Annotated in this window: 9 protein-coding genes; 5 read left to right on the forward strand and 4 right to left on the reverse strand. The window is 69.0% G+C overall.

What is annotated here, in order from left to right:
- Positions 1-2,958, reverse strand: a 2,958-nt coding sequence (dnaE, locus tag HUU96_RS05945) for a DNA polymerase III subunit alpha (protein ID WP_174291927.1), incomplete at its 3' end; no start/stop codon positions are given.
- A gap of 70 nt (positions 2,959-3,028) precedes the next feature.
- Here dnaE and HUU96_RS05950 point away from each other — a divergent pair.
- Complete coding sequence (locus HUU96_RS05950; RefSeq protein ID WP_174291928.1) at positions 3,029-3,505, forward strand: RNA pyrophosphohydrolase; 477 nt, start codon at positions 3,029-3,031, stop codon at positions 3,503-3,505.
- Between the two features lie 76 nt (positions 3,506-3,581).
- Positions 3,582-3,806 (forward strand): hypothetical protein, encoded by a 225-nt coding sequence (locus tag HUU96_RS05955; protein ID WP_174291929.1) that lies wholly within the window; start codon positions 3,582-3,584, stop codon positions 3,804-3,806.
- Positions 3,807-3,810: 4 nt separating this feature from the next.
- Here the strand turns inward: HUU96_RS05955 and HUU96_RS05960 are convergent, their stop codons facing one another.
- Positions 3,811-4,731, reverse strand: a complete 921-nt coding sequence (locus HUU96_RS05960; protein ID WP_174291930.1) for an ROK family protein — start codon at positions 4,729-4,731, stop codon at positions 3,811-3,813.
- Positions 4,732-4,812: 81 nt separating this feature from the next.
- On the opposite strand from HUU96_RS05960, the gene HUU96_RS05965 reads away from it, so the two are divergent.
- Positions 4,813-5,625 carry a class I SAM-dependent methyltransferase gene (locus HUU96_RS05965; protein ID WP_174291931.1) on the forward strand — a complete coding sequence of 271 codons (813 nt, stop codon included), beginning with the start codon at positions 4,813-4,815 and terminating at the stop codon, positions 5,623-5,625.
- Between the two features lie 6 nt (positions 5,626-5,631).
- On the opposite strand, the gene glmS is transcribed toward HUU96_RS05965, so the two are convergent.
- Positions 5,632-7,455, reverse strand: a complete 1,824-nt coding sequence (glmS, locus tag HUU96_RS05970) for a glutamine--fructose-6-phosphate transaminase (isomerizing) (RefSeq protein ID WP_174291932.1) — start codon at positions 7,453-7,455, stop codon at positions 5,632-5,634.
- A complete protein-coding gene (glmU, locus tag HUU96_RS05975; protein ID WP_174291933.1) occupies positions 7,455-8,807 on the reverse strand; it encodes a bifunctional UDP-N-acetylglucosamine diphosphorylase/glucosamine-1-phosphate N-acetyltransferase GlmU in 1,353 nt (450 codons plus the stop codon). Before glmU ends, glmS begins: the two co-directional genes overlap by 1 nt.
- A gap of 63 nt (positions 8,808-8,870) precedes the next feature.
- On the opposite strand from glmU, the gene HUU96_RS05980 reads away from it, so the two are divergent.
- On the forward strand, positions 8,871-9,539 hold the full coding sequence (locus HUU96_RS05980) for an HAD-IA family hydrolase (protein ID WP_174291934.1): 669 nt from the start codon (positions 8,871-8,873) through the stop codon (positions 9,537-9,539).
- Positions 9,536-9,910: a hypothetical protein gene (locus tag HUU96_RS05985; protein ID WP_174291935.1), complete on the forward strand. Its 375-nt coding sequence runs from the start codon at positions 9,536-9,538 to the stop codon at positions 9,908-9,910. The genes HUU96_RS05980 and HUU96_RS05985 overlap by 4 nt, the downstream gene beginning before the upstream one ends.
- The last annotated feature ends 119 nt before the right edge of the window (positions 9,911-10,029 follow it).

The raw sequence follows: 10,029 nt of genomic DNA on the forward strand, positions 1-10,029 counted from the left end.
GTCGTCGGGGATCGCCAGCTCCGCCAGCCGCGCGAAAGGGCGCGCGCCGTGCATCCGGGCAAGGTGCGCGTGGCGATCGACCGGGTGGGCGGAGAAATAGAAGCCGAACGCCTCCTTCTCCTGCTCCATCCGCTGCGCCATCGTCCAGCGCGCCGAGGCGGAGAGACGGATGCTGTCGCCCGCATGGGCGTCACCGCCGAACAACCCGCCCTGGCCGCTGGTGCGGTTCTCGTGCGTGCTGGCGGCGATGGCGAGGACGGTGTCGGCGGCAGCGAAAACGCCGGCGCGGTTGGGCTCGACGCCGTCGAAGCCTCCCGCCGCCGCCAGCGTCTCCACCTGCCGCTTGTTGAGCAGACGCGGGTCGAGGCGGGTGGCGAAATCGTCGAGGCTGGCGAAGCGGCCGTTGGCGCGCTCGGCGATCAGCCCCTCCATCGCACCCTCGCCGACCGACTTGAGCGCGGCGAGCGCGTAGCGGACGGCCAAGCCACCGTCCGGCTCCTCCACCCCGAACTCCGCCCCGCTCCCGTTCACGCACGGCGGCAGCAGCGTCACCCCCAACCGCCGCGCATCGTCGACGAAGATCGCCAGCTTGTCGGTGGTCGCCATGTCGTAGCACATCGACGCCGCGTAGAATTCGTGCGGGTGATGCGCCTTCAGCCAGGCGGTGTGATAGGTCAGCAGTGCATAGGCGGCGGCGTGGCTCTTGTTGAAGCCATAGCCAGCGAACTTGTCGATCAGGTCGAACAGCGCGTTGGCCTCACGCGCGGCGATGCCGTTGACGCTGAGGCACCCGGCGACGAAGCCGGCGCGCTGGGCGTCCATCTCCGCCTTGATCTTCTTGCCCATCGCCCGGCGCAGCAGGTCGGCACCGCCGAGCGTATAGCCCGCCAGCACCCGCGCTGCCTCCATCACCTGCTCCTGATAGACGAAGATGCCATAGGTCTCCTTCAGAAGCGGTTCGAGCAGCGGGTGCGGATAGGCGATCGGCTCCTGGCCGTTCTTGCGGCGGCCGAACATCGGGATGTTGTCCATCGGCCCCGGCCGATACAGCGCGCCCAGCGCGATGATGTCCTCAAACACCGTCGGCTTCACCGCCGCCAGTGTGCGCCGCATCCCCTCCGATTCGACCTGGAACACGCCAACGGTGTTGCCGCTCTGCAGCAGCCGGTACGTCGCCTCGTCGTCCCAGGTCAGCGCCGCGAAATCGACGGCGATGCCGCGTAGCGCCAGCATTTCGGTCGCCTTCTGCAGCACCGACAGCGTCTTGAGGCCGAGGAAGTCGAACTTCACCAGCCCCGCCACCTCGACATATTTGAGGTCGAACTGGGTAACCGGGATGTCGGAACGCGGGTCGCGATAGAGCGGCACCAGCTGCGACAGAGGCCGGTCGCCGATCACCACCCCGGCGGCGTGGGTCGATGAGTGGCGCGGCATTCCCTCCAGCTGGATGGCGAGGTCGAGCAGGTGGCGGACCTGGTTGTCGTTGGCGTATTCCTTCGCCAGCTCCGGCACGCCGTTCAGCGCGCGCTTCAGGTCCCAGGGGTCGGTCGGGTGGTTTGGCACCAGCTTGGCGAGGCGGTCGACCTGGCCATAGCTCATCTGCAGGACGCGGCCGGTGTCCTTGAGCACCGCGCGCGCCTTCAATTTGCCGAAGGTGATGATCTGCGCGACCTGGTCGCGGCCGTATTTCTCCTGGACGTAGCGGATCACCTCGCCGCGGCGGGTTTCGCAGAAGTCGATGTCGAAGTCGGGCATCGACACGCGTTCGGGGTTGAGGAAGCGCTCGAACAGCAGGCCGAGCAGCAACGGGTCGAGATCGGTGATGGTCAGCGCCCAGGCGACGACGCTGCCAGCCCCCGAGCCGCGGCCGGGACCGACGGGGATACCCTGCTCCTTCGCCCATTTGATGAAGTCGGCGACGATCAGGAAATAGCCGGGGAAGCCCATCTGGTTGATGACGTCGAGCTCGAAGGCGAGGCGGTCGCGATAAGGCGTGCGCCAATCGCCGTCATGGGTGCCCAGCTTCTCGATCGTCGCCAGCCGCGCCTCCAGCCCCGCCGCGGCGTCGCGTCGCAGCAGCACCGCCTCGCCCGCGACGTCGCCCGCCAGGCTCGGCAGGATCGGCTTTCTCGCCGGTGCCGTCACCGCGCAGCGCTGCGCGACCACCAGCGTATTGGCGATCGCCTCGGGCAGGTCGGCGAAGAGTGCCGCCATGGCGTCGGCGGGCTTCAGCCACGCCTCCGGGCAGGTCCGCACCCGCTCGTCGCTCTCGACATAGGTCGAGTGGGCGATGCACAGCATGGCATCGTGCGCCGGCCCGAACGCGGCGTCGGCGAAGCAGCACGGGTTGACCGCGACCAGCGGCAGGTCGCGGGCGTAGGCGAGGTCGATCAGCGCCTCCTCGGCGGCGGTCTCGACCGGGTCGTCGCGCCGGGCGATCTCGATAAAGAGGCGGTCGGGAAACAACCCCTGCAGCCGATCGCAATAGGCGGCGGCGCGCGCCGGCTGGTCCTCGGCGAACAACCGCGCCAGCCCGCCCTCGCCGCCTGCCGTGAGCGCGATCAGACCGTCGGTGCGCCCCTCCAACCCCGCAAAGGTGACGTGCGGAGCCTGCTCGATCGGCCGATCGAGATGCGCCATCGATACGAGCTGGCAGAGATTGTCGTAGCCGGCTTTATCCTGCGCATAGAGCGCCAGCCAGTCGAGCACCGGCGCGACGCCCTCGGGCAGGTCAGGGCGGCAGACGCCCAGCATCGCGCCGATGATCGGCTGCACGCCGTCCTTCCTGGCCGCGTCGGAGAACGCCATCGCCGCATACAGCCCGTTGCGGTCGGTCAGCGCCGCCGCCGGGAAGCCGCGCTTCCGCGCCGCCTTGGCGATGTCCTTGGGCTCGATCGCGCCGTCGAGCATGGTGTACGACGAGAAGATGCGCAGCGGCACGAATCCGATATGGGCCATGCCGGTAACCATGCCCGATCGGCGACCCGCGCGGAACCCGCGATGTCGCCGCCAGATGTCAGGATGATCGATGACCGACGCTCTCCCCTATCGCCCATGCGCGGGCATCATGCTGGTCAACCGCGCCGGCCAAGTGTTCGTCGGCCAGCGCATCGATACGACGTTGGAGGCGTGGCAGATGCCGCAGGGCGGGATCGATCCGGGCGAGGATGCGCGCACCGCCGCGCTGCGCGAGCTGGGCGAGGAGGTCGGCGTCGCGCTCGATCAGGTCGAGGTGATTGCCGAAGCGCCGGAGGAGCTGTTCTACGACCTGCCGCCCGAGCTGATCGGCAAGGTGTGGAAGGGGCGCTATCGCGGCCAGCGCCAGCGCTGGTTCCTGCTGCGGCTGATCGCCGACGACGGCGCGATCGACATCGCCACGCCTCACCCGGAGTTCCGCGCCTGGCGGTGGATCGACCCGGCCGAACTACCGGCGCTGGCGGTGCCGTTCAAGCGCGCGCTCTATACGCAACTGCTGGAGATGTTCGGCACACACCTGTCGGTTTAACTGACAGGTAACCATGTCGCCTGGCGCGGGATCGGCGGGTTTGCGCGATTGGCCCGCGGCTTGCTAGGTTGGCGTCATGCTCACCCGCGCCGCCCGCCTGTTCACCATCAAGACCAAATTCGAGGCGTTCCTGGTTATTTACGGTCTCGGCACCGGCGCGATCGAGCGCGGGGTCCATTACATGGCGCAATATCCCGGCACCGGCGGCAAGCTGCTGTTCGCGGTCTGCCCGATCGCGGTGTTCATGGCGGGCGCGTCGATCCTCGACTCGGTCGAGCATCGCGCCCGCGAGCGCGGCTGACCGATCAGCCGCGCGAGCGCTCCAGCGCCTGCTCGCCCAGGATGATCGCGCCGAGTGGCCCCGCCCGCCCGCCAAGCGACGGCGGCACGATATAGCTGTCGGCCATCGCCACCTCGGCCAGCGCGACATAGCCGGCGAGGCTCTTGGTCATCGCCTCGCGCACGCGCGGGAACAGGTGCGGCACGCCGACCATCACGCCGCCGCCCATGACGATCCGCCGCGGCACGCCGGTCAGCACCAGCGCATGGCACAGCTGCCCCAGCGCGTGCGCGACCAGGTCCCAGACGGGATCGTCGGCGGCGAGCTGGTCCGCTGGTCGACCGGTCCTCGCAGCGATGGCGGTTCCGGACGCCAGCCCCTCGACACAGGCACCATGGAACGGGCAGCTGCCGATCCAGTCGTCGCCCGCGACCCGCACCGGGCGCAGATGGCCGAACTCGGCATGGGTGAGGCCGTCGACCGGCTTGCCGCCAGCGACCATCCCCGCACCGATGCCGGTGCCGACGGTGACATAGGCCATGTCGGCCAGCCCCTTGGCCGCGCCCCACCGCGCCTCCGCCAGCGCCGCCCCGACGACGTCGGTGTGGAAGTTGGTCGGCACGCCGGCGAAGCGTTCCAGCCGCCGGGCAACGTCGGTGTGCGACCAGCCCGGCTTGGTCGTCACCGTCACTTGGCCATAGTCCGCCGCCTCGGGATCGATCGCGATCGGCCCGAAGCTGGCGATGCCGAGTGCAGCGAACCCCCGCCAGCGTTCCAGCACCGCCGCCAGCGCCGACAGCGTCTCATCCGGGCGGGTGGTCGGGATGCGCACCTCGTCCTCGATCGCGTCGGGACCGCGCGCGAGGATGGCAATGCACTTGGTACCGCCCAGCTCGACGCCGGCGATCAGCGGTGAAGCATCGGTGCCTGGCGAACCGTCGAGCATCGCAGGGGCTTAGCCCGCCCAATCGTCGGTTGAAAGCCGGCGTGGGAGCGGGCATGATCGACGTCTGTCGAGGGGATGATCATGCGCAAGACCATGCTGTGCCTGTTGCTCGCTGCCACGCCGGTCGTCGCGATCGTGGCGCAAACGCCGTCGCGTCCGCTTGCCGCCGCAGTCGCCGCGCCCACCCGCACGCCCGCCAATGTCGCACGCGACGGCGATCGGCATCCTGCCCAGACGCTGGCGTTCTTCGGGATCAAGCCGCACGACAATGTCGTCGAGCTGTGGCCGTTCGGCGGCTGGTATACCGAGATCCTCGCGCCCTATCTCGCAGCCGGCGGCGGCACCCTGACCGAGGCGTCGCCGCCGGGCCGCTTCGCCGACCAGATCGCCAAGAAGCTGGACAGCGATCCCGCCACCTATGGCAAGGTCAAGCGCGCCAACTTTCCCAGCAAGCTGGGCGGCGATCAGGTCGCGCCGGGCAGCGTCGACGTGGTGCTGACCTTCCGCAACATCCACAACTGGCGGATGGGCTTCCTGACGACCGACAAGGCCGATTACTCCGAAGGTGCGTTCCGCGACATCTACACGATGCTGAAGCCCGGCGGCACGCTCGGCATCGAGGACCATCACCTGCCCGAGGAGATGGACACCGCCCGCGAGCGCAGCAGCGGCTATATGAAGATCTCGACGGTGCGAGCGCTGGCCGAGAAGGCCGGCTTCCGCTTCGTCGCCGCCAGCACGATCAACGCCAACCCGCGCGACACGCATGATTACGCCAGCGGCGTGTGGACGCTGCCGCCGACCTATCGCGACGGCGACAAGGACCGCGCCCGCTACGCCGCGATCGGCGAGAGCGACCGCATGACGCTGAAGTTCGTCAAGCCGCGCGGCTGACGGCCGTCACTCGACGGTGACCGATTTCGCCAGGTTGCGCGGCTGATCGACGTCGGTCCCCTTCGCCACCGCGACGTGGTAGGCGAGCAGCTGCACCGGCACCGCATAGACCAGCGGCGCGATCAGCGGGTGGACCTTGGGCATGGTGATCGTCGCCAGGCACTTCTCGCCCGCCGCCTGAATGCCATCGTAATCGCTGATCAGCACCACCTTGCCGCCCCGCGCCTGCACCTCCTGCATGTTGCTGACGGTCTTGTCGAACAGCGGGCCGGAGGGGGCGATGACGATGACCGGCACGTTCTCGTCGATCAGCGCGATCGGCCCGTGCTTCATCTCGCCCGCCGCATAACCTTCAGCATGGATGTAGCTGATTTCCTTGAGTTTTAGCGCGCCCTCCAACGCCAGCGGATAGTCGGTGCCGCGACCCAGGTAGAGCACGTCGCGCGCTCCCGCGATCACATGCGCCATCGCCTCGATCGCCTCGTCATAGGCGAGCGCGCCGTTCAGCGCGGCAGGTGCTTCCGACAGATGCCGGACGATCTGCGCCTCCTCGCCCGGCCTGAACAGGCCCTTGGCGCGGGCGAGATTGGCGGCGAGCGCGGCGAGGACGGCGAGCTGGCAGGTGAACGCCTTAGTCGAGGCGACGCCGATCTCCGGCCCGGCATGGGTGGGGAGCAGCAGGTCCGCCTCGCGCGCCATGCTGCTGGTCGGCACGTTGACGACGACCGCGATCGTCTGCCCCTCCGACTTGGCGTGGCGCAGCGCGGCGAGGGTGTCGGCGGTCTCGCCCGACTGGCTGATGAAGAGGGCGAGCCCGCCCGCCTCCATCACCGGCGCGCGGTAACGAAACTCGCTGGCGACATCCAGATCGACCGGCACGCGCGCGAACTGCTCGAACCAGTATTTGGCGACCATGCCGGCGTAGAAGCTGGTGCCGCAGGCGACGATCGTCACCCGCTTGATCCCCGATAGGTCGTAGTCGGGGATCGGCAGCGTGACGCGTCCCTCCATCCGCTGCAGGTAGGAGCGCAAGGTCTGAGCGACGACGATCGGCTGCTCGTAGATCTCCTTGAGCATGTAATGGCGATGATTGCCCTTGGAGATCAGCTCGCCGGTGACGCCGGAGATGGTGACCGGCCGCTCGACCGGGTTGTTTGCCCTATCAAAGACTTGCACGTCGTCCTTCGTACAGACTACCCAATCGCCTTCATCGAGATAGGCGATGCGCTGGGTCAGCGGCGCGAGCGCCAGCGCGTCGGAGCCGAGATACGTCTCTCCCTCGCCATGCCCGACCACCAGCGGCGAGCCCAGCCGCGCGCCGACCAGCAGCTCCGGGTGCGAGCGGAACAGGATGGCGAGCGCGAATGCCCCGTGCAGGCGCGGCAACACCTCGCGCACCGCGTCGGCGGGGGCCATGCCGGCCTCGACCTTTTCGCTGACCAGATGGGCGACGACCTCGGTGTCGGTCTCGCTGGTGAAGACGCGGCCGCGCGCGATCAGCTCTTCGCGCAACGGCTTGAAGTTCTCAATGATGCCGTTGTGCACCACCGCCACCTCGCCGGTCGCGTGCGGGTGAGCGTTCTCCGTTGTCGGACCGCCATGCGTCGCCCAGCGGGTATGAGCGATGCCGGTGGTGCCGGGTAGCGGCTCGGCGGCGAGTTCGCGGGCGAGGTTGATCAGCTTGCCCGACGCGCGACGGCGATCGATTGCGCCGTCATGGTCGGTGGCAATACCGGCGGAGTCGTAGCCGCGATATTCCAGGCGCCTGAGCCCGTCGAGGAGGCGGTCCGCCACGTCCTCCACGCCGACGATACCAACGATGCCGCACATTATCTCGCTTCCTTCCTCGCCCGCATCCGCTCGCGGAACCGGGCCGCCCAGCCCGGCTTCACCTCTTGCGGCGGACGCACCAGCGCTAGGGCGTCCGCCTCGACATCCTGAGTCACCACCGACCCCGCCCCGACGATCGCGCCCGCGCCGACCGTCACCGGGGCGACCAGCGCCGAGTTGGAGCCGATGAACGCGCCCTCACCGATGTTCGTACGATATTTGAAGAAACCGTCGTAATTGCATGTGATCGTGCCCGCGCCGATGTTCGCCGCCGCGCCGATCTCGGCATCGCCGATATAGCTGAGGTGGTTGACCTTGGCCCCCCCGCCCAGGACCGCCTTCTTCACCTCGACGAAATTGCCGACCTTGCTCTTCTCGCCCAACACCGCGCCGGGGCGCAGGCGGGCATAGGGCCCGACCTCCGCCCCGCTGGCGATGCTCGCGCCCTCGATGTGGCTGAAGGCGTGGATGACGACGCCATCCGCGATCGCGACGCCGGGGCCGAACACCACGTTCTGGCCGATCGTCACGTCGCGGCCGACAGCGGTGTCGTGCGCGAACCAGACCGTCTCGGGCGCGAGCAGCGTTGCGCCATCGGCCATCGCCTGGGCGCGGCGGGCCTGCTGCCAGCGCGCGTCGACCGCTGCCAGTTCGGCGCGGCTGTTGACCCCCGCCACCTCATCCTCGCCGGTCTCGATCACCACCGATGCGCGGCCCTCGCGCAGGCCAAGCATCACCACATCGGGCAGGTAATATTCGCCCGCCGCATTGACGTTGGTGACCTGCCCCAGCAACCGGAACAGGTCGGCGGACCGACACGCCATCAGTCCTGAGTTGCACAAAGTAACGAGCCGCTCGTCCTCGCTCGCGTCCTTGTATTCGACCATGCGCGCGATGCGGCCGTCAGCGTCGGCGATCACTCGGCCATAGGCTCCCGGATCGGCAGGCCGGAAGCCGAGCACCACCGCCACCGGATCGCCATCCCCATGCAGCGCCTCGATCATGTGCCGCATCGTCGCGGTCGTGACCAGCGGGACGTCGCCATAGAGGACCAGCACGTCGCCCGCGAAGCCCGCCAGCGCCGCCTCCGCCTGACGCACCGCATGGCCGGTGCCGAGCTGCTCCTGCTGCAGCGCCGTCATGACGCCATGCGGGGCGACCGCCGCCTCGACCTGCTCGCGGCCAGCCCCGGTGACGACCACCGTGCGCTCCGGGGCCAGCCCCTCGACCGCGGCGATCAGGTGCAGCAGCATCGGCCGCCCGGCGATCGGGTGCAGGACCTTGTGCAGGCTCGACTTCATCCGCGTGCCCTTGCCGGCAGCGAGGATGATAGCGGCAACGGGTCTGGTCATGGGACGCGCTGCTGCCACGTTCGGCTTGCCAATGCCAGAGCGGCGCGGCAGGCGGCGGATTGCATGAGCTTCGCTTTCCCCATCGTCGGCTTCGACCTCGACGGCACGCTGCTCGACACCAGCGGCGATCTTGCGGCGGCGGTCAACCATGCGCTTACCTCGGCGGGGCGGGCGACGTTGCCGGTCGATCGGATCCGGCCGATGATCGGCGGCGGCGCGCGCCACATGCTGGCGCAGGGCATGGCGGCGACCGGCGGCTGCACCGAGGCGGAGCTGGACGTGCTGCAGGCGCGACTGCTTGGCTTCTACGAGGCGAACATCGCGGCGGAGACGCGACCTTTTCCCGGCTGCCTGGACGCGCTGGACGTGCTGGCCGCGCGCGGCACGACGCTGGCCGTCGTCACCAACAAATATGAGCGGCTGGCGCGGATCATCCTCGACGCGCTCGGGCTCAGCGAGCGGTTCGTGACGATCATCGGCGGCGACACGCTGGGGCCGGGGCGCGGCAAGCCCAAGCCCGACCTGATCGAGCTGATGGTGGAGCGCTGCGGCGGCGGTCGCGCGGCGTTCGTCGGCGACTCGATCTATGATGTGCAGGCAGCGCAGGCGGCGGGACTGCCGGTGGTGGCGTGCAGCTTCGGCTTCCTGCAACAGCCGGTCGAGAGCCTTGGGGCCGATGCGGTGATCGACGGGTTCGCCGATCTGATCCCGGCGCTGGAGCGGCTCGCATGACCGCCGCGCCGCGCAGCCGGTGGCGCAAGGTCGCCTATGTGCTGCAATGGGCGGCGATCGTCACCGCCGTCGTCATGGCGCTGCTGCCGCACCCACCGGCGCTGCCGATCGACGGCTATGGCGATAAATTCGAGCATATGCTCGCCTTCTCGGTAATCGCGCTGCTCGCGGCGATGTCGTACCGCGAGGTGCCGCTGACGCGGATCGGCGAGCGCTTGTCGTTCCTCGGCGCGCTGATCGAGGTCGGTCAGTCGATCCCCTCTCTGCACCGCGACTGCGACATCCGCGACTGGTTCGCCGATACCTTCGCAGTGGTCGTGGTACTCGGCCTCTACGCGATCATCCGCCGGTTCTACCGCGCCGCCACTTGATCCACAGATGCCGCGCCAGCATCGCCGGCGGCATCCGCAGGCCATGCGAGCGTAGATAGAAGGCGGCGCGCGTCGCCGGCCGCGTCGCGCGGCCCCAGCCGTCGCGCGCCAGCAGCCGG

The organism is Sphingomonas bacterium, from assembly GCF_903644135.1.
Classification (GTDB): domain Bacteria; phylum Pseudomonadota; class Alphaproteobacteria; order Sphingomonadales; family Sphingomonadaceae; genus Sphingomonas.

Excerpts from the sequence above, each read along its gene's own strand:
- HUU96_RS05950 (WP_174291928.1), top strand. The coding sequence starts at position 3,029 with ATGACCGACGCTCTCCCCTATCGCCCATGCGCGGGCATCATGCTGGTC.
- HUU96_RS05955 (WP_174291929.1), top strand. The coding sequence starts at position 3,582 with ATGCTCACCCGCGCCGCCCGCCTGTTCACCATCAAGACCAAATTCGAG.
- HUU96_RS05960 (WP_174291930.1), bottom strand. The coding sequence starts at position 4,731 with ATGCTCGACGGTTCGCCAGGCACCGATGCTTCACCGCTGATCGCCGGC.
- HUU96_RS05965 (WP_174291931.1), top strand. The coding sequence starts at position 4,813 with ATGCGCAAGACCATGCTGTGCCTGTTGCTCGCTGCCACGCCGGTCGTC.
- glmS (WP_174291932.1), bottom strand. The coding sequence starts at position 7,455 with ATGTGCGGCATCGTTGGTATCGTCGGCGTGGAGGACGTGGCGGACCGC.
- glmU (WP_174291933.1), bottom strand. The coding sequence starts at position 8,807 with ATGACCAGACCCGTTGCCGCTATCATCCTCGCTGCCGGCAAGGGCACG.
- HUU96_RS05980 (WP_174291934.1), top strand. The coding sequence starts at position 8,871 with ATGAGCTTCGCTTTCCCCATCGTCGGCTTCGACCTCGACGGCACGCTG.
- HUU96_RS05985 (WP_174291935.1), top strand. The coding sequence starts at position 9,536 with ATGACCGCCGCGCCGCGCAGCCGGTGGCGCAAGGTCGCCTATGTGCTG.